This window comes from Clostridium sediminicola (genome assembly GCF_050402865.1).
In the GTDB taxonomy this organism is placed as follows: domain Bacteria; phylum Bacillota; class Clostridia; order Clostridiales; family Clostridiaceae; genus Clostridium_AF; species Clostridium_AF sediminicola.
On sequence record NZ_BAABMF010000014.1, the window covers coordinates 1 to 19,886 of the forward strand.

Consider the following 19,886-nt stretch of genomic DNA (forward strand, 5'->3'; position numbering starts at 1 on the left):
AATTAAGAATTAAGAATTAAGAATTAAGAATTAAGAATTAAGAATTAAGAATTAAGAATTAAGAATTAAGAATTAAGAATTAAGAATTAAGAATTAAGAATTAAGAATTAAGAATTAAGAATTAAGAATTAAGATTTAAGATTTAAGATTTAAGATTTAAGAAATGTTTTAGCTAGTAAGAAAGGAATGTTTTGAATAGAAGAAAATGTGTTTCAATTTGAATTAGAATTTGGTAAATAGCCATATCCTGAAGTGAAAAAGGAGATGGCTATTTATTTTTTTATTAAAAATTTTAATTGGAAAGTATTTTGAGGTATTAAACTATGGAAATTACAAAAAATAAAAAAGATAAAAAAATTTGAAGGAGGATATTATGAGTAAATCAAAAGATAATCTTCAAAGTAGAATTGATAAAATGAACGAGAAGATAGAGAATGCTAATCGAATAGACGAAATAATAAATACTACAGAAGCTTATGCAAGAACTGAAAGGCATCTTGAACAACACTCAGATATAAGTAAACCAGAAAGTATTGAACATGCAAAAGAGGTTCAGAAAGATAGAAAAAAGAATATAGAAGAGTTGAAAAATAGAGTAGTTTATGGTGGAAATTTAGAGAACAATGATTATGATAATTTATTAAAAAATTATGCTTCAACAGAAGGTTATATTGAAAATAATCTTGAGACAATGGATATGCAAGATTTAAATATATTGAAGGAAAAGCAAGAAAAAAGAGAGGAAAAAATGAATGAGTTAACTTAAGTAATAATAAATATCTATTGACAATTATTCTTGTAAGGTTTACCATGTATATATAGATAAACTGTATTGAATATATAAGGTGGTGATTTTAGATGAATATTAAAATTGACAAAAACACATACAGTGCCATAGAAGAAGCTTTACAAAATAGAGAAAACACAGTTCCAGTGAGAATATTTATGGCAGGAGTAGGATGTTGCGGCCCTACCTTTGGGTTGTCAATAGATAAATTTGAAGATAATGACGTAGTAGATGAAACTAGAGATATAAAATTTATAATAGCAAATGATTTATATGAAAACTATGGTGATTTCCAAATAGAATTGATTGGAGAAGGGTATAAAGTTTCACCAGTAAAACCTATAGAAGGTGCAAATGGCTGTGGATCATGTGGTGGAGGATGCCATTAAATGTGTAATTTTATAATTATTCACATCAAAAACTTAATGTATTTTGAATTATGTGATTTTTTTTAGTATATATATAAAAAAAATTGCAAAAAATATACCTTTTAGGGGTAAATGTGTTATAATCAAAAAAGGTGAAAAAAGGTGGTGAAAATAATGAACATGAATGTAATTGCTGATGAAAAATCAATTGAAGCTATTAAGGCTGCTGTTGATAACCGTCAAGAGGGAGCACCTGAGAACATTAGAATCTTTGTAGCTGGCATGGGATGATCAGGCCCAAGTTTTGGCCTTGCTCTGGATGAGCAAAAAGATAATGATTTTATAGATGAATCTACTGGAATTAAATTTGTTATGGAAGATGACTTATTTAATAACTTTGGAGACATTAAAATAGAGTTTATGGGTACAGGTTTTAAAGTGGCTCCAATAAATCAAGCTGATAATGGTGGCTGTGATAGCTGTGGTGGAAGCTGTAGCTAACTTATAAGGAAAAGGAGTTTATATAACTCCTTTTCCTTTTGTTTTAAGGCTTTAATAATTTAAAATTCCATACTATCAATATTATTTGAAGCTTTGGTAAACTAATAATAAAAGTAATAGCTACTGAGCAAACTTTTAATATTGTATTTAGTAGAAAGCCTAGATAGTTTTTCTTTTATTTTGGAATAATCAGTATTCTCAATAGATAATTTTTCAAGGTAATTTTTATCTCTTGAAGAAGCAATATCATAAAATAAATATATAATTTCATTTAAAACTTTTCTTGTGCTTAGCGAATCATAAGGATTGGCTAGTAGAGAATCTATTATATTGTAAAAATCATAGAAACAAATAGTTTTAGAAATTTGATTTTCGATGTTACTATACATGTAATAGCTTTTTTCTTTAATAGTATATTTATAGTTCTCAAATTGAGATTTTATTAAATCTAGGTCGTTATTGGAAAAAATAGTATTGGAACATTTAATTGCTGATATATCTTTATCTTTTACTTCTAACATTATATCAATATCAAAGTCCTCTATAGAGTGGTAAAAATTCATAAAGGATTTAAGATTTATATAGGTAGAATGAGCACCAGTCCGCTTATTGGAGTTTTGCTGAGAGTAATGTATCTTTACAGCACCATCTTCTCTACTCCAAGTTTTCTCCACTATATTAAGAATATCTATAATATTTTTGTTTTCTAATGAGGGATTACATTTATGATGTAGATTATCAAAAATAACAGGTATTTTGATTTTATTACTTACGTAAATAACATCTTCTAGAGTGAATAATTTATCATCATTTTCAATAGTTAATCTTTTTTGAGCACTTAATGATAATCTACTAAAATTATTTATAAATCGTTTGAGCGCTTCGGGTTTATTTCCATAAATACCACCAATATGAAGGATTAATTTATGTGAATAATCTAATTGGAGACTATCTAAAAATTTCGTATGGTATTCTATATCTTTTATGCTATTTTGGACTACGTTTTCTTTAGGTGAATTCAAAACAGTATATTGTCCAGGATGCATTGAAACCCTGATGTTATGGGATTTTATAAAATCACCAATATCTTTTAATTCATTTTCAAATGAATTCCACCATTGAAAGTTATTTATTGTATGAGATGCAAAAGGAATAATATCAGAACTTATTCTGAATATAAATAGATTATTATCAATGTTATATTGAAGAATTTTTTTAAAATCAATTAGATTTAATAAAGCTGTATCTCTAAAATTTTGCTTTGAAAAGTTTTTTAATGTTAGACGTCTCGTGGTTTTATATCCACTTCCTAAAGAAATGCAAGCATATCCTATTTTCATATTAATCCACCACCGTATTAAAGATAACTATTACGTAAATTAATAACTGTATATATTAAAAATAAAAAGCGAACTTATCAAACAGTATCTGTTTAATAAATTCGCTAAAAATTTCAAAAATCAGAAAGTCTTTAAAATTAAAGACTAATATCAACCTTTACGCATGCTACTAAATTATATTATTGTTTTAATTGTGTGTCAAGGGGAATATATTCTTTTTAATTTTGAAATTTTTTATATTCTTATCCTACAAAAGTAATTTAGTTCAACTTACTTTTATAGTTTAACCATGATATACTTGAAATTAATAAATGAAATAAATAGTATGAAAATAACAATGATATATTGATAAATAATTAACAATATAGTAATATGGAGAGAGGAAATAGGAATTAGTTGTAAGGTGTAAGCAGTAAACTTAGAATTTATAACTATAAATTACGAAGCTTTTTTCGTTATTTAACAAAGGGGAGGAAAAAGAAATGGTTGTTTACGTTTGTATAGGAAGTTCGTGTCACTTAAAAGGATCTTATGATGTTATAAAGCAAATAACTGATTTAGTTGAAGAAAATAAACTTGAAGACTCAGTTACAATTAAAGCTGCATTTTGTTTAGGAAAATGCACTCAATCTGTATCCGTTAGAATAGATGAGGATAATTACTTTTCAGTAAACAAAGATAAGGTAAACGAGTTTTTTGAGAAAGAGATACTAAGGAGGCTATAAAATGCAATTTATAAATTTTCATAGCCAAAACTGTAAAAATTGTTATAAATGTTTACGATCTTGCCATGTAAAGGCAATAAAAATTCTCGATGATAAAGCAGAAATTATGGAGGATAAATGTATTGCTTGTGGACAATGTTTAGTAGTTTGTCCTCAAGAGGCTAGATATATAAAAAGTGATATGGAAATAGTTAAGGATTATATAAATAATGGGGATAAGGTGGTTGTAAGTATAGCTCCTTCGTTTATTGGAAGTTTTTTAGTTGAACAAGGAGAACAGTTAGTAACTGGGCTAAAGAAAATAGGTTTCTTTGCTGTAGAAGAAACTGCTATAGGGGCAGAGGTTGTATCAAAAGAATATAATCGATATATTAATGAAAATAAACCTGAAAGTATTATAACTACTTGCTGTCCTTCAACGAATTATTTGATAGAAAAGTATTATCCATCACTAATAAAGTATATGCTACCAGTAGTATCCCCTATGGTTGCTCATGGTAAAATGATTAAAGATGAATACGGCGAAGATGCAAAAGTAGTTTTCATTGGTCCGTGTATATCAAAAAAATATGAAGCAAAAGATAATGAAGATTCAGTAGATGCAGTTATTACTTTTGAGGAATTAAGTCAATGGCTAGAAGAAGAAAATATTAATTTAAATGAACTAAAGCCAACAAATTTTGATAAGCAAAGTTCAGAAAATGGACGTTCATACCCATTAATTGGATCAATAATATCGCAACTTGATATTAGTAAAAAAGATGAGTATTTTATGATAAAAGTAGATGGATTGGGTAAATGTAGAGAGTTGTTGAATGAAATAGATGAAGGAAATTTAAAGAATGTTTGTGTTGAAATGAATGCTTGTATAGGTGGATGTATTGGTGGACCTGGAAATCCTAAGGATCAAAAAGGTTTGTTTGTAAGAAGAAATAGAGTTAGAAAATATTCCGAAAGTTGTACTGGCAAAGAAGTAGATATGAAGGTATCATCAAACATTGATTTGAAACAAAAATTCACTAATAATGAAATAACTCAGAAAGAGTATGATGAAGAGGAAATATTTGATATAATGAGGCAAATGGGCAAGTTCCAGAAGAGTGATGAATTGAACTGTGGAGCTTGTGGTTATGATACATGTAAAGAAAAGGCAATAGCAGTTTTATCTGGTATGTCTGAGATGTCAATGTGTGTTCCTTATATGAGAAGTAAAGCTGAAAGCATGACAAATATAATATTTGAGCATACACCCAATGCTATATTTTTATTTGATGAGAATCTTATAATAAAGGAGTATAATCCTACTGCTGAAAGAATTTTCATGCTAAATAAAAATAGTTTTAAAGAAAAAAACATATTAACATTATTAAATGATGATAATATCATAGAAGCACATGAGAGTAAAAAAAATATATTTGGAAAAACGGTTCATTATTTCCAGTATGGTGTTTCTATTAGAGAAAATATTATTTATTTAGAAGAAGAAAAAATATTTATGATGATAATGAGTGATATCTCATTAGAAGAAAAAAGAAAAAAACAATTAGGTGTAATGAAACAAGAAACTATGGATGCAGCTCAAAAGGTAATTGAGAAACAGATGCGAGTTGCTCAGGAGATTGCAAGTTTACTCGGAGAGACAACTGCGGAAACTAAAGTTACATTAACTAAATTAAAGAAACTTATGTCTAGTGAAGATGGTGATAATTTATGAACTATTTCATAGATTTTTGCTATGAGAGTTTAAATAAACATGGTGAAGAGCTATGTGGAGATCATGTTGAGATAGAAAGAACAAAAGATGGCATGATAATAGTTTTAGCAGATGGTTTAGGTAGTGGTGTAAAAGCTAATATATTGGCAACATTAACCTCGAAAATTGCTGTTACAATGCTTAAGGAAGGCGCTACACTTGAAGAAACTGTGGACACAATTGCTCATACTTTGCCTATATGCAGTGTAAGAGAAATTGCATATTCTACATTTACTATTATACAAGTTAGAAAGAATGGAGAGATAGAAGTAATTGAATATGATAATCCACCATTCGTAATGATGTGCAGAGATAAATGTATTGATATAGATAAAACTTCAGTAGAATTAGACGGAAAACTAATTTTTAAAAGTTCATTTAAAATGGAACCTAATGATTATTTGACAATCTTTAGTGATGGAGCAATACATGCTGGAGTAGGAAGACTATTAAATTTAGGATGGCAATGGCAAAATATTGTTGAATTTATGGAGAAACTAGAAAGCTACAATCTTACAGCATTTAACTTAACAAGAGAGTTATTAGAAACATGCAATGATCTATACCAAAATAAACCAGGTGATGATACGACTGTTTTGACAATAAAGATGAGAGAACCGGAGTATCTTGATTTACTAGCAGGACCTCCTAAAGATAGTGATGACGATGAATGGGTAATAAGAAGATTTATGAAATGCAAGGGTAAAAAAATAGTATGTGGTGGGACTACTGCAAATATTGTTGCTAGAGAATTAGATGAAAAATTGGAAGTGGATATGAATACTATTGGTTTAGAGGTACCTCCTATTGCAGAGATTCAAGGTATTGACTTGGTAACAGAAGGTGTTCTTACTCTTTCAAAAACAGTACAAATTATAAAAGGATATAAAGAGTACTATGCTGAAAATCCTTTAAAGTATAGATTTGAAAGTATAGATGGAGCAACAAAATTAGCTGATTGTTTGATAAACAATTGTACACATATTCATATGTGGGTAGGAAAGGCAGTTAATCCAGCTCACCAAAACCCAGATTTCCCTATGGGTTTAAATATTAAATTGAAAATAATTCGGGAATTAGCAAAGTTATTAGAAGAATTAGGTAAAGAGGTAAAGGTAACATATTTAGATTAAGGGGCGCAGAGACAATGAGAAAATTTGAAAGTAACGTGCAATTATTAAAGTATAGAATTCTAAAAGAAGTTTGTAAAGTTGCAATTGAAGATCCTGATGAAGGTAAATTTGAAAATATTCCTGAAATGATAGTTAATGAAGAGTCACCTAGAATGAGGTGCTGTATTTACAAAGAGAGAGCTATTACTAAAGATAGAGTAAAGCTAGCTAGAGGTGGAGATAAAACTAATAGCAATGTAATAGAGGTATTAAATTCTGCATGTGATGAATGTCCAATAAATAGATTTACTGTTACAGAGGCTTGTAGAGGATGTATAGCTCATAAATGTATGGATATATGTCCAGTTAATGCAATAACTCATGTAGGTCAAAGGGCTTATATAAATCCTAAATTGTGTATTGAGTGTGGTAAATGTAAAAGCGTATGTCCTTACGATGCAATTTCAGATGTTAGAAGACCGTGTGTAAAGGCATGTGGGGTAAATGCAATTTCTATAGATAACAAAAAGAAAGCTTCAATTGATAACGACAAATGTATTCAATGTGGAGCTTGTGTATATCAATGTCCATTTGGAGCTATAGAAGATAAATCTTATGTTTGTGAAATAATAGAGTTATTAAAGAAATCTAAAATTGATAATAAATTAAAGGTATATGCGGTGATAGCCCCTGCAATATCAAGTCAATTTACATCTACGAAAATTGGACAAATAGTTACTGGTATCAAAAAAATTGGCTTTCATGACGTTGTTGAGGCTGCTTTGGGTGCTGATATAATTGCATTAAATGAAGCAAAGGAATTTAAGGAAGTTTTAGATGAAAAAGAATTTATGACTACATCATGTTGTCCTGCATTTGTAGCACATATTAAGAAAAATTATCCTACACTAGAAGGTAATATATCTAGTTCTGTTTCACCAATGATTGCTATATCAAAACTGATTAAAAATATTGAACCAGAAGCAAAAGTTGTATTTATTGGTCCATGTACAGCGAAGAAAATGGAGATTCAACAAGAAGAACTAAAAGGATTTACTGATTTTGTAATGACTTTTGAAGAACTTCAAGCAATGTTGGATGCAATGGATATTAATGTTGAAGAGTGTGAAGAAGGAAAGTTAAATAATGCTTCATTCTTTGGCAGAATATTTGCAAGGTCTGGTGGAGTTACAGAATCTATTAAACATATCATAGAAGAACAAAATATAGATGTGGAATTTAAACCTATAGTTTGTGATGGCCTGAAAGCGTGTGATATTGCTTTGAAAATGGCGAAGGTAAATAAAAGTAAGGGTAATTTTATTGAAGGAATGGCATGTTCTGGAGGATGTATAGGAGGAGCTGCTTCACTAAGTCATGGAACTAAAGATAAAACTGAAGTAGATAAATACGGTAACTTAGCTCATGAAAAGAATATAATTAATTCGCTAAGAGTGCTTGATTTGAAAGATATTAATTTTAAAAGAAAATAAAATCAAAGGTTTCCAAGAATATTATTGGAAACCTTTTTTAAAACAAGCTATATTGTGGTATAATACTAAATGTATGAGTATGAACGAATAATTTAAGAGGGAGAGATATAAGTGTCAGAAGAGAATTTAAATACAATGAATGAAATGATGAGTGAAATCGAAAAGTCAATGGAACCAATACATGCAGGTGATGTAGTTACTGGAAAGGTAATTTCAGCATCTGAAAATGAAGTTTTGGTTAATGTTGGATACATTTCAGACGGAATCATAAATAGTACAGAATTAACAGGTGACCCAGAAGTTAGTCCTGCAGAAAAAGTTAATGCAGGAGATGAAATTGAAGTTTACGTTATAAAAGTTAATAACGGAGAAGGCAATGTTTTGTTATCTCAAAAGAGAGCTGAAGCGATTAAAGCATGGGATGAAATAGAAAATGCTGTAGGTAGCGAAAATACTTTTGAAGTTGAAATTAAAGAAGCTGTAAAAGGTGGAGTTGTTACTTCAATTAAAGGAATAAGAGCTTTTGTACCTGCATCTCAACTTTCAGTAAACTTTATTAAGGATTTAAAAACTTTCGTAGGGAAAACTTTAGAAGTGAAAGTTATTGAAGTTGATAAAGAAAAAAATAGAGTAATACTATCAAGAAAAGTTATAGAGCAAGCTGAATTAGATGTAAAGAAAAAAGAAACTTGGGCTTCTTTAGTAAAAGGTGAAAAAAGAGCCGGAACTGTTACAAGAATAGCAAAATTTGGTGCTTTTGTTAATCTTGGAGGAGTTGATGGTTTAATCCATATTACTCAATTATCTTGGGATAGAGTAAAAAAAGTTGAAGATATAGTTTCTGTAGGAGATAAAGTAGAAGTATTCGTACTTGACTTTGACAATGAAACAGGTAAAATATCTCTTAGCTTGAAAGATGTAAAAGAAGATCCACGTAAAAAAGCAATGGAAGATATCAAAGAAAATGATATTTTAGATGGTAAAGTTATAAAACTTCTTAAATTCGGTGCTTTTGTTCAAATAAAACCAGGTGTTGAAGGTTTAGTACATATTTCACAAATTTGTGAAGATAGAATAGCTGATCCTTCAGAAAAATTAAGTACTGGTGATAATGTAAAAGTTAAAGTACTTGGAGTAGACAAAGAAGGCGGTAAAATTAGCCTAAGTATAAAAGAAGCAGCAGATGAAGTGCCAGGAGAATACCAAGAATTCCTACAAGAACAAAACCAAGAAGATAGTGGAACAACTTTAGGAGATTTATTCGGAGACAAATTAAAAGATTTATTTAAGTAATAAAAGTAAAAAGGTCAGATTTAAGGATTAACACAAGTTATTCTTAAATCTGACCTTTTTTTAAGAATTATTAAATGTTTTTGGTAATAGTTTTTATGCTATTTTATTTTTCAAAATAAATTCATTTATAACATGAGCAACGCCATCTTCGGAATTCGATTTAGTAATATAGTCAGCAATTTCTTTAACCTCATCGAAGGCATTTCCCATTGCAACACCTAATCCTGCATATTGGAGCATATGAATATCATTACCCGCATCTCCTACACAAATAATTTCATTAGATTTAATATTTAACTCTTTAGCTATAGCTTTCACACCAGCACCTTTATTAGCTACTGGATGTAAAAATTCTAAAAAATAAGTAGCACTTCGCACAACAGTATATTTTTCGTAAACTTCTTTAGGTAATTTTTTAATAACTTCATCTAAAACATTAGGATCATCTACAAACATGAATTTAATGATTTCAGCTGAAGGATCAAGATTATTTAAGTCTGTAATATATATTGGTATCCCGTTTATATTTGACTCAATATCAGTATATGGGTTATGAGTAGTAGTTAGTACAGAATCTTTTGTTAATGCATGTCTATTAACATTTAATATCTTACTTAAATTATAAAGGTATTTAACATCATCATGTGTAAGAATATTTCTACTTAAAACTGCACCAGTTGTGTTATTTTGAACTAGAGCACCGTTAAAAGATACTGAAAAGTTATCATTGTCAATTAAATCAAGTTCTTTAAGAAAATTTTCTATTCCCTTTAAAGGTCTTCCTGTAGCTAAAACAACTTTGATTCCATTCTCAATTGCGATTCGTATTGATTTTAAATTCTTTTTTGATATTTCCCTATTTTCGTTTAGTAATGTTCCGTCCATATCTAAAGCTATTAATTTATACATAATATCACCACCATGGATTATTTTTGTCCCAGTTTAAATAAAGTTCTTTAAAAATACACAATAAATAATCAATTTATCTATTTATTAGTAAAAATTTAATAAGTTCATAACCAATTTACATTAAATTGTGATTCAATGCAATAGAAGATTATTGAAGTAATCGTATACTGCGAAAATAAATAAAAAAAAGGAAGTGTATCGATACATTTGACCTTAGAATATAGTTATATATATAATTATATTAAATAAGAAACAAGTATATATTTGTGAGTGATTAAACTTGTAACTTTTTAAGTTATCAATAAAAAGTTACAGTAGTTTAGCTGTGTATAATTCATTTACAAATACTTACTAATATAAATAAGAGAGGGATTTGATATGGAGAGAAAACTACAAAATGCATCAAATATTGATACTAAGACTGTTGTTTATGTTGGGATTATGGCAGCTATTACATATGTAGCTACATCAATGATAAATTTGAAGACATTTATGGGTGTTGTTCATCTTGGTGATAGTATGGTGTTGTTGGGCGCAATATTACTTGGAAAGAGAAATGGGGCTATATCAGCTGCTATTGGCATGACACTTTTTGATTTATTGAGTGGATACGTTATGTGGGCACCATTCACCTTTATAATAAAAGCGACAATGGCATTTATTGTTGGTTCTATAGCATTTAGAAAAGAATACCAAGGTCAGAATATATTTAATAACTTATTTTCATTTATCATAGCATCTATTTGGATGATTTGTGGTTACTTTGTAACTGGAATAATTTTAGCCAAAGTTACAATGGAATCACCTACGTTAGCATCAGCAGTTGCTATTGCGGCTAAAGACGTTATTGGAAATATAGGACAAGGAACTGCTGCAATTGTAATTGCATTACCATTAAGTACGATACTAAAAGCTAAAATAAGATTATAAATTTATAATAAATAAAACGCTTCCTTTTGGTAGCTTAGGCTGTTGACAAACATAATTTGTCAACAGCTTTTTAAATTAACTATAGTGTGTTAAATATATTTGTCTTATAATATACTTAAGAATATTATAAGGTTTGTTATAATATTCTATAAAAAGAGAAAATATCAAATTAGGTTTACTAATGATACTTATATATATAAACTTACGAAGTATTATATATATTTAATGAGCACATAAACTGGAGGTTTTAATTTGGATATTAAGAAACTTAAAAAATTATTAGGAAATGAAGAAAATGTGAAACAAGATTTTAAATTAAAACTAGATTTTTCTACTGAAAGTTCTAAAAAAGAATTTGCTAAAGATATATGTGCTCTTGCCAATTCAAGAGGGGGAAGAGGATACCTTATTATAGGTGTTGAGGATAAAACTAAGAGAATTGTAGGAATAGAACAAAGTGATTTTAGTGAAGAACAAATTCAGCAAGTAATATCTTCAAGAATTGATCCACCTGTTCCAGTGAGTTTTGAAATAATTAGTTATGAATCTAAAAAAATAGGGGTTATTACCATTTATCAAAGTGATCAAAAGCCTTATCAATTCAGAGAAAACGGATCGTTTTATATTAGAAGAGGTTCTACTACAGATACTATGAGAAAAGGTGAAATTATATCAGCAATGCAAGATAACTTAAGTTTGGATGCAGAACTGTGCCCTATGATAAAAAGTGGTTTAAATGACTTAGATATGCAATTGGTAAAAAAATATTTTAAAAAACACAATGTTGAAATTAATGAAGACAATAAAGAAATATTGATGAGTTCAGCTGGGATTATAACTAGAGAAAGTTCAGAAAAAGAATTTAGATGTACTATGGGTGGTTTATTAGTTTTTTCACGTATAAATTTTTGGTATTTGCCTAATAATATGATTAGATTAGTTAATAAGGTAAATAATAACTTTAATGAAATATATTTTATACAAGGAGATTTATTGAGTATTTTAAATCAGTGTGAAGAAAAGCTGAATGCTATTCTTCCAAAGAAGTATCCTATAAATGCAGTTTTTGAAGGAATAAAAAATGCAGTAATTTATAGAGATTATACTACATATAATAAAGAGATAGAGGTAGTAATAGATTATAAGAATATTACAGTTGTAAGTCCTGGTATATTATTAAAGAACTCAAAAGCACCATTAACTAATTCTCATAATTATATAAAAAGAAATATGTGGATATACGAAAAACTAATAACGTTGGAAACAAGTAATAAGTTTAATAAAAGTGGCAGAGGATTTACTAGGATGAGAAAAGCTTTTTCAAACCATGGCAAAGTTAAATTTTTAAATGTTATTAGTGAGAATCAGTTTAAAATAATTTATCCAAGTATAAATTACTTTAAATAATGGTTCAATAGCTAACCAAAGATATTAACAGTTAATGAACTGCTGTAAACGTTTATTGAAAAAATATTCAGAATATTGTATAATAGTAATATAATATTCATTAAGTAAAAAAGCCAAATAAATCTTAAGGGGTGGTTAAAATGATAAATATTTTTTACGGCAAAAAAGGTATAGGTAAAACAAAATCACTATTGAAACTAGCTAATGAAAAGATTAAAGATGCTAAAGGAAATATTGTATATATTGACGATGACTCAAGACCAATTTTGCAGTTGGATAGAAAAATTAGATTTGTAGCTACTGAAGATTTTGAATTGAATAACTATATGAATTTTTATGGATTTTTGTGTGGGATTCTTTCTGAAGACTATGATATTGAAACTATGTTCATAGACGGATTATTCAACATTGTTGAAGGCGAAGAGGAGGATGCTGCACATTTGTTTTATAAAATGGAAAAATTAGCCCAAAAATATAATGTGGACTTTTATATAAATGTTAACTATGGCGAAAATGAATTGCCTGCCTATTTACGAAAATATGTTGCTTAAATATAATTTTAGATAAATGTTGAAATGTTTAAAACTTTAATGGGAAAAAAGAAAAAGTTATTTTAGGTATTCCTTAGTCACTTTAATTGGCCGCTTTTTACAAGCGGCCATTCTTATTATGAAAAAAAAGTTGCAATCTTGAATCTAAATGTATATAATTATCTTTGATAGTTAATATATTGTATAAAAGCGATGATGGAAAGAAGTACATCTTTGGATTACTCAGAGAGTCGGCGGTGCTGTGAGTCGATTATGAAATAGGTGGAAATACATTCCTAAGCTTTATTCTGAAAGGCAAAAAGCTTATTAGGTTGTTACGTAATTCTGCGTTAAAGAAAAGAGGATCATTTAAAAATAACTTTACTATTTTTAAGCTGTCCTAGCAAGTGGGTATATTTTTATATAAATATATCAATTTGGGTGGTACCACGGAAATTTTCGTCCCTTAGTTTTAAGGGGCGTTTTTTATTTTCACAATTTATAGTTGACAGTAAAGGATGATTTTCTTACAGAAAATCTTTAACTAAGCCTTTGTTAGGTTGACTAACTGGAATAAGGTACTTTTGCTAACGCAAAAGGAAAGAAATTTAAATTAAAAGCTTTCACTTTAGTAAAAGATGTCCTTTACTGACAACTGAGCACTGTCAACCGACAACTTGTTTCGTCTTTTATTTCAATAGCGCAAAAAAGGGGTGTATATAAATGAACAATGTATTTGATACGTTAATGGAGAGAGGTTATATAAAACAAACCACTCATGAAGAAGAAATCAAAGAACTTTTAGGAAAGGAAAAAATCACTTTTTATATAGGCTTTGATCCTACAGCAGACAGTCTACATGTTGGACATTTTATAGCTATAATGTTTATGTCACATATGCAAAAAGCAGGACATAGACCAATTGCTTTAGTTGGTGGAGGTACTGTTATGGTAGGTGATCCATCAGGTAAAACTGATATGAGAAAAATGATGACAAAAGAAGAAATTGATAGTAATGTTGACAAAATAAAAGGTCAGCTTTCTAGATTTATTGACTTTTCTGATGATAAAGCTATATTAGATAATAATGCTAACTGGCTTTTGGATTTAAACTATGTTAATTTCCTAAGAGAGATTGGAGTGCACTTCTCAGTAAATAGAATGTTGACTGCTGAGTGTTTCAAACAAAGATTAGAAAAAGGATTATCTTTTCTTGAATTTAACTACATGCTAATGCAAGGATATGATTTCTTAGTATTGAATCAAAAATATAATTGCCAAATGCAACTTGGTGGAGATGATCAGTGGTCTAATATGATTGCAGGAATGGATTTAATTAGAAGAAAAGAAAGAAAGCCTGCTTTTGCAATGACATGTACACTTCTTACTAATAGTGAAGGCAAAAAAATGGGTAAAACAGAAAAAGGAGCATTATGGCTAGATCCTAAAAAAACTACACCATATGATTTCTATCAATACTGGAGAAATGTTGCAGATGCTGATGTAGAAAAGTGTTTATCGTTATTAACATTTATTCCTATGGAAGAAGTTAAAAGATTATCATCTTTAGAAGGATCTAGAATAAATGAAGCAAAGAAAGTGCTTGCTTACGAAGTAACAAAGCTTGTTCATGGAGAAGATGAAGCTAAAAAATCACAAGAAGCTGCAGAAGCATTATTTGGAGGCGGAGTTGATTTGAAAAATGTTCCTACTGTTACAATTTCAAAGGAACAACTAGGAGATACAATTATTAACATTCTTGCTGAAGCGAAAGTTTTTCCTTCTAAAAAAGAAGGTAGAAGATTGATTGAGCAAGGTGGACTAAAACTGAATGAAGCAAAAGTAACTGATGTTGCTGCTCTTATAACAGAAGCAGACTTTAAAGATGGAATGGTAATGATTCAAAGAGGTAAGAAAAAACATTTTAAAATCGTGGTAGAATAGAGAAGAATGTAGTATAATAATGTGAGAAAGGGTTTTGAATAAATGCTATTATATGCATTTATTTGAAACCTTATTTTATGCAAACTTTTTATCAATGCACAATTATTTACACCTTTCGTTGACACGAAAGTTTTTAATTAAAGAAAAAGATTTAATAATTCCTTTTTCTTTGACAAAAAGACTCGATTCCTCAATTGTGCACTGTGCATTGTGAATTAGAAATGGGGTGATAAAGTGGCATTATATGCTATCTCAGATATTCATTTAGCATTGACGACGGATAAGCCTATGGATATTTTTGGGGTTCACTGGGAAAACCATCATATCAAAATTAAAGAAAACTGGTTAAATAAAATTACTAATGAAGATACTATTTTAATTGCAGGAGATATATCTTGGTCAATGAGTATGAAAGAAGGTATGGAAGATTTAGAATGGATTCATAATTTGCCAGGTAAAAAAATAATATGTAAAGGGAATCATGATTATTGGTGGGGGAGTATATCAAAGCTAAATAAATTATATGAAGATATGAAATTTATCCAAAATAATTATTATATATATGAGGACTATGCCATTTGTGGTTCAAGAGGTTGGTCATTATTTGGAACCAGTTCACAATCTCAACACGATAAAAAAATTATAAATAGAGAGATTATAAGACTCAAACTTTCCCTTGATGCTGCTGTTAAAGGTGGCTACAATAAAATAATTGTTATGATGCATTATCCACCAGTTAATGATAATTTTGAAGAATCAATATTTACAGAACTATTTAGCAATTATCCAATTGAAAAAGTTATTTATGGACATCTTCATGGAAAGTCATTGACAAATGTTTTTCAGGGCTTACATAATAATATAGAGTATATTTTTACTTCTTGTGACTATATTGATTTCGACCCAATAAAAATAATATAATCAAAATTTGATTGAATTTTATTTATATTATTAGTAAAGAGGTGTTAGTTAAAAACAGTAGATTGGCGGTAGTTTTATTCTATAAGCCAATCAACATTAGAACATAAAAAGTGGGGTTTTTTATATGCAAACAAGAGAGTGGAAAAGAATATTAATTCCTTATAATCAAGCAGTTGAGGAATTAAAAATTAAATTTAAAAGCATAAGAAGAGAATATAGAAAAAGAAATGAAATATCACCTATTGAATTCGTAACTGGTAGAGTAAAAGAAATATCAAGTATATTAGAAAAGGCTAAAAAATTTGATATACCATTAGATAGAATTGAGTATGAATTGGAAGATATAGCAGGAATAAGAATAATGTGCCAATTCGTTAATGATATATATAAAGTTGTAGAGATAATAAGAACAAGAAAAGATATGCAGATAATGTATGAAAAAGATTATATAGCAAATGTTAAAGAAAGTGGATATAGGAGTTATCATATTATTATTAAATACCCTGTGTATACTGCATTTGGAGAACAATATATTTTAGCGGAACTTCAAATAAGAACATTAGCTATGAATTTTTGGGCTACAATAGAACACTCCTTGAATTATAAGTACAAGAAAAGAATTCCAGAAGAGATTCAAAATAGACTGAAAGCAGCAGCAGATGCTGCATTTACATTAGATGAGCTCGTGCTTGATATCAAAGATGAAATAATGGATGCACAAAAACTCTTTGAGGTAAAATCAAGCTTAGTATCAGATATAAGTAACCATATTTTAACATTAATGTCTATTGGAAGGATGATTGAAGCTAAAGGATATCAGACTGAATTGAATAATATTATTAGTGATGGAAATATACTACAACTAGCGGCATTGAAAGAAAGGGTAGAAAATACACTAAAGCTTTTCAAAACATAAAATTATGTAAAATATAAAAACGCTAAGTTTCATGAGAAATTTAGCGTTTTTATTCAATTCTTATTTGTAAGCTTAGTTGTAAAATTTATTTTGCAACAATATTTACTAATCTTCCCTTTATAACAATTACTTTTTTAATTTCTTTGCCTTCAAGGGTTTCTTTTATTTTGTCAGAATTAACTGCTGCATCTTTTATTTCATCTTGAGAAAGATTTGTTTGTATATTAATTCTGTCTTTGATTTTTCCATTAATTTGGATAGCTATTTCCACTTCATCTTTGATTAAAGCTGTTTCATCTAAAGTAGGATACCCATTATTAAATACTGAAAAATTTTCACCTAGTAATTCCCACTGTTCTTCACCAAAATGAGGAGCAAATGGTGCAATTAATTGAACAAAATCTTTTAGAGTTTCTTTTAAGAAAGCTTTATTTTTATTCTCTATACTTGTATATTTAACTAAAGCATTAACAAATTCCATCAATCTAGCTATAGCAGTGTTGAATTGGAATTTATCTGTATCAATTGTAATATGTTTTATTGCATAATGTCTAGCATAGTTTAATTCTTTTTCTTCTTTTTCCATAGTATCTTTAGTGTTTTTAGTGTTTTCTAAATCTGCCCTTAATCCATCAAGAGTTCTCTCAATTCTGTCAACAAATTTATGCATTGATTTGATACCATCATCACTCCAAGCGCCACCTTCAGTATAAGCAAATCCAAACATTAAGTACATTCTAAAAACGTCAGCACCATATTCAGTAATATAATCATCAGGGGAAATTGTATTTCCTTTTGATTTACTCATTTTCATTCCATCGGGACCTAAAATTAACCCTTGGTGAGTCAAAGACTTAAATGGTTCATCAAAATCAAGATAACCTAAGTCCCTAAGCGCTTTTGTAATAAATCTAGCATAAAGTAAGTGCATACAAGCATGTTCTGGACCACCTACGTATTTGTCTACAGGAAGCATTTTATTTACTTTATCTCTATCAAATATAATTTCGCTGTTATTATTATCAACATATCTCATTTGATAGAATGAAGAACAAACAAAAGTATCTAAAGTGTCAGCTTCTCTTTTTGCAGGACCACCACAAGTTGGACAAGTTGTATTAATAAATTCATCACATTTAGCAAGTGGAGATTTTCCATCAGGAGTAAATTCAACATTATATGGTAGTTCTAAAGGTAGTTGCTCATTAGGGACAACTACTGAGCCGCATTTTTCACAATGAATGATAGGAATAGGAGCACCCCAATACCTTTGTCTTGATACGAGCCAGTCACGAAGTCTATAATTTATTTTCCATCTTCCAAGACCATCTTCACTTAGTTTTTTAACTATAGCGCCTTTAGCATCAGCAGTTTTTAATCCATCAAATTCACCACTATTAACTAAAGTTCCATGGTTTGTATAAGGAAGCGAATCATCTTCTCCATCTTTTCCTTTGATAACTCTATCTATTGGTAAATTAAACTTCTTTGCAAATTCATAATCACGTTCATCATGTGCAGGTACAGCCATTACACAACCAGTACCATAAGTTGCCAGTACATAGTCAGCAACCCAGATAGGAACTCTTTTTCCATTAACCGGATTTATTGCATAAGCTCCAGTAAATACACCAGTTTTTTCTCTTGTAATTGATTGTCTTTCAATATCTGATTGTTTAGAAGCTTCAAGTTTGTATGTTTCAACAGCTTCTTTATTTTCAGAAGTAACAACTTTGTCTACAAATGGACTTTCAGGAGCTAAAACAACATAAGTTACTCCATTTAGAGTATCAACTCTAGTTGTAAATACATCAAAAGTTAAATCAGTATTTTCAATCTTAAAGGTAGCTTCTGCACCTTTTGATTTGCCTATCCAATGCTTTTGCATAGCTTTAGTTTTTTCAGGCCAATCAAGTTTATCTAAATCTTGTAATAATTCTTCAGCATAATCAGTGATTTTCAAGAACCATTGAGTTAAATCTTTTTTTATTACTTCAGTATCACATCTTTCACATAAACCCTCTTTTACTTGCTCATTAGCAAGTACAGTATTACAGCTAGGGCACCAATTAACAGGAGCATTTTTTCTATATGCAAGATTATTTTTATATAATGTAGCAAAAATCCATTGAGTCCATTTATAGTAGTCTGGCATACAAGTTATAACTTCGTGATCCCAGTTAAACATTGCTCCCATAGCTTTTAATTGGGTTTCCATGTTTTCAATATTTTTTTCAGTTGAGTCCTTTGGATGAATTCCAGTTTTTATAGCATAATTTTCTGCAGGTAGGCCGAATGCGTCAAATCCCATTGGTTGGAAAACATTATATCCTTGCATTTTTTTAAATCTAGCCCATGAATCAGTAGGACCATAGTTGAACCAGTGTCCAGCATGAAGTTTTGCACCAGAAGGATAAGAGAACATTTCTAATGTATATAATTTCTCTCCAGGAGCATTTTCATCAAATTTATGGAAACCAGTACTTTCCCATTTGTCTTGCCATTTTTTATCAATAGCAGTTCCGTATTTACCCATAGTAAATTCCTCCTAATAAACGAATGTATTTGTAAATTGCGTAGCAATAATTGTTGTAAGTTGTAAGGCATAAGTGATAAGTTATGAACATCTTTCATATATTGAAAACTTTAACTTATGATTATAACTTACAAATGTTTGTTTTAATAATTCTATTCAAACAAAAAAAGCCATCCCCCAAACAAGAGACGAAAGCATTTTCCGCGGTACCACTCTTGTTAGGCTAAAGCCTCCCTTTTCCAGTATAACGGGTTTTAACCGACAAAGCTCCAGAGTAAGTTCACATCTCTCATTGCTACCTTTCACCAACCGATAGCTCTCTTTATTAACAAAAATATGCTAATACTCTCCTTCATAGCTAATAAAATATTTCTTTATCACATAATTATAATTTATCATATAATAGCTGTCAAGTGAAAAA

17 protein-coding genes and 2 other annotated features are annotated in these 19,886 nt (G+C 29.3%); of the genes, 14 read left to right on the forward strand and 3 right to left on the reverse strand.

The genetic code is table 11. From position 1 onward, the window contains the following. Window positions 1-373 precede the first annotated feature (373 nt). The 3 genes from ACQ3F0_RS18910 (at window position 374) to ACQ3F0_RS18920 (ending at window position 1,656) form a co-directional block, all read left to right on the forward strand. Complete coding sequence (locus ACQ3F0_RS18910) at window positions 374-766, forward strand: hypothetical protein (RefSeq protein WP_428867119.1); 393 nt, start codon at window positions 374-376, stop codon at window positions 764-766. A gap of 92 nt (window positions 767-858) precedes the next feature. Further along, window positions 859-1,176, forward strand: coding sequence for a HesB-like protein (locus tag ACQ3F0_RS18915; protein ID WP_428867121.1), 318 nt, complete (start codon window positions 859-861; stop codon window positions 1,174-1,176). A 351-nt stretch (window positions 1,177-1,527) separates the two neighbouring features. Continuing rightward, window positions 1,528-1,656: a hypothetical protein gene (locus ACQ3F0_RS18920; protein WP_428867123.1), complete on the forward strand. Its 129-nt coding sequence runs from the start codon at window positions 1,528-1,530 to the stop codon at window positions 1,654-1,656. Between the two features lie 101 nt (window positions 1,657-1,757). On the opposite strand, the gene uvsE is transcribed toward ACQ3F0_RS18920, so the two are convergent. Continuing rightward, window positions 1,758-2,996: a UV DNA damage repair endonuclease UvsE gene (uvsE, locus tag ACQ3F0_RS18925; protein ID WP_428867125.1), complete on the reverse strand. Its 1,239-nt coding sequence runs from the start codon at window positions 2,994-2,996 to the stop codon at window positions 1,758-1,760. A gap of 437 nt (window positions 2,997-3,433) precedes the next feature. Here uvsE and ACQ3F0_RS18930 point away from each other — a divergent pair, with 437 nt between their 5' ends. The 5 genes from ACQ3F0_RS18930 (at window position 3,434) to rpsA (ending at window position 9,372) form a co-directional block, all read left to right on the forward strand. Continuing rightward, window positions 3,434-3,721, forward strand: coding sequence for a (2Fe-2S) ferredoxin domain-containing protein (locus tag ACQ3F0_RS18930; RefSeq protein WP_428867310.1), 288 nt, complete (start codon window positions 3,434-3,436; stop codon window positions 3,719-3,721). 1 nt (window position 3,722) lies between these two features. Then, window positions 3,723-5,435, forward strand: coding sequence for a [Fe-Fe] hydrogenase large subunit C-terminal domain-containing protein (locus tag ACQ3F0_RS18935; protein WP_428867127.1), 1,713 nt, complete (start codon window positions 3,723-3,725; stop codon window positions 5,433-5,435). Continuing rightward, a complete protein-coding gene (locus ACQ3F0_RS18940; protein WP_428867129.1) occupies window positions 5,432-6,607 on the forward strand; it encodes a SpoIIE family protein phosphatase in 1,176 nt (391 codons plus the stop codon). Before ACQ3F0_RS18935 ends, ACQ3F0_RS18940 begins: the two co-directional genes overlap by 4 nt. A 14-nt stretch (window positions 6,608-6,621) precedes the next feature. Beyond that, window positions 6,622-8,079, forward strand: coding sequence for a 4Fe-4S dicluster domain-containing protein (locus ACQ3F0_RS18945; RefSeq protein WP_428867131.1), 1,458 nt, complete (start codon window positions 6,622-6,624; stop codon window positions 8,077-8,079). Window positions 8,080-8,190: 111 nt separating this feature from the next. Beyond that, on the forward strand, window positions 8,191-9,372 hold the full coding sequence (gene rpsA / locus ACQ3F0_RS18950) for a 30S ribosomal protein S1 (RefSeq protein ID WP_428867133.1): 1,182 nt from the start codon (window positions 8,191-8,193) through the stop codon (window positions 9,370-9,372). 93 nt (window positions 9,373-9,465) lie between these two features. Here rpsA and yidA read toward each other — a convergent pair whose 3' ends face one another. Then, a complete protein-coding gene (gene yidA, locus ACQ3F0_RS18955) occupies window positions 9,466-10,281 on the reverse strand; it encodes a sugar-phosphatase (protein WP_428867135.1) in 816 nt (271 codons plus the stop codon). 378 nt (window positions 10,282-10,659) lie between these two features. Between yidA and ACQ3F0_RS18960 the strand changes: the two genes are divergently transcribed. From ACQ3F0_RS18960 to yjbM, 6 genes are all read left to right on the forward strand, one after another. Then, window positions 10,660-11,211 carry an ECF transporter S component gene (locus ACQ3F0_RS18960; protein WP_428867137.1) on the forward strand — a complete coding sequence of 184 codons (552 nt, stop codon included), beginning with the start codon at window positions 10,660-10,662 and terminating at the stop codon, window positions 11,209-11,211. Between the two features lie 252 nt (window positions 11,212-11,463). Further along, on the forward strand, window positions 11,464-12,618 hold the full coding sequence (locus ACQ3F0_RS18965) for an AlbA family DNA-binding domain-containing protein (RefSeq protein ID WP_428867139.1): 1,155 nt from the start codon (window positions 11,464-11,466) through the stop codon (window positions 12,616-12,618). A 140-nt stretch (window positions 12,619-12,758) separates the two neighbouring features. After that, the gene (locus ACQ3F0_RS18970; protein ID WP_428867141.1) at window positions 12,759-13,169 is read left to right on the forward strand and encodes a hypothetical protein; all 411 of its coding nucleotides are present in this window, start codon (window positions 12,759-12,761) and stop codon (window positions 13,167-13,169) included. 183 nt (window positions 13,170-13,352) lie between these two features. Beyond that, window positions 13,353-13,618: a binding site (T-box leader), on the forward strand. 253 nt (window positions 13,619-13,871) lie between these two features. Next, window positions 13,872-15,092 carry a tyrosine--tRNA ligase gene (gene tyrS, locus ACQ3F0_RS18975; protein ID WP_428867142.1) on the forward strand — a complete coding sequence of 407 codons (1,221 nt, stop codon included), beginning with the start codon at window positions 13,872-13,874 and terminating at the stop codon, window positions 15,090-15,092. Between the two features lie 234 nt (window positions 15,093-15,326). Further along, window positions 15,327-16,013 carry a metallophosphoesterase gene (locus ACQ3F0_RS18980; protein WP_428867144.1) on the forward strand — a complete coding sequence of 229 codons (687 nt, stop codon included), beginning with the start codon at window positions 15,327-15,329 and terminating at the stop codon, window positions 16,011-16,013. Window positions 16,014-16,137: 124 nt separating this feature from the next. After that, on the forward strand, window positions 16,138-16,929 hold the full coding sequence (yjbM, locus tag ACQ3F0_RS18985; protein WP_428867145.1) for a GTP diphosphokinase: 792 nt from the start codon (window positions 16,138-16,140) through the stop codon (window positions 16,927-16,929). An 85-nt stretch (window positions 16,930-17,014) separates the two neighbouring features. Here the strand turns inward: yjbM and leuS are convergent, their stop codons facing one another. Continuing rightward, window positions 17,015-19,465 (reverse strand): leucine--tRNA ligase, encoded by a 2,451-nt coding sequence (gene leuS, locus ACQ3F0_RS18990; RefSeq protein WP_428867147.1) that lies wholly within the window; start codon window positions 19,463-19,465, stop codon window positions 17,015-17,017. Between the two features lie 181 nt (window positions 19,466-19,646). Continuing rightward, window positions 19,647-19,830 (reverse strand) — a binding site (T-box leader). Window positions 19,831-19,886: the final 56 nt, after the last annotated feature.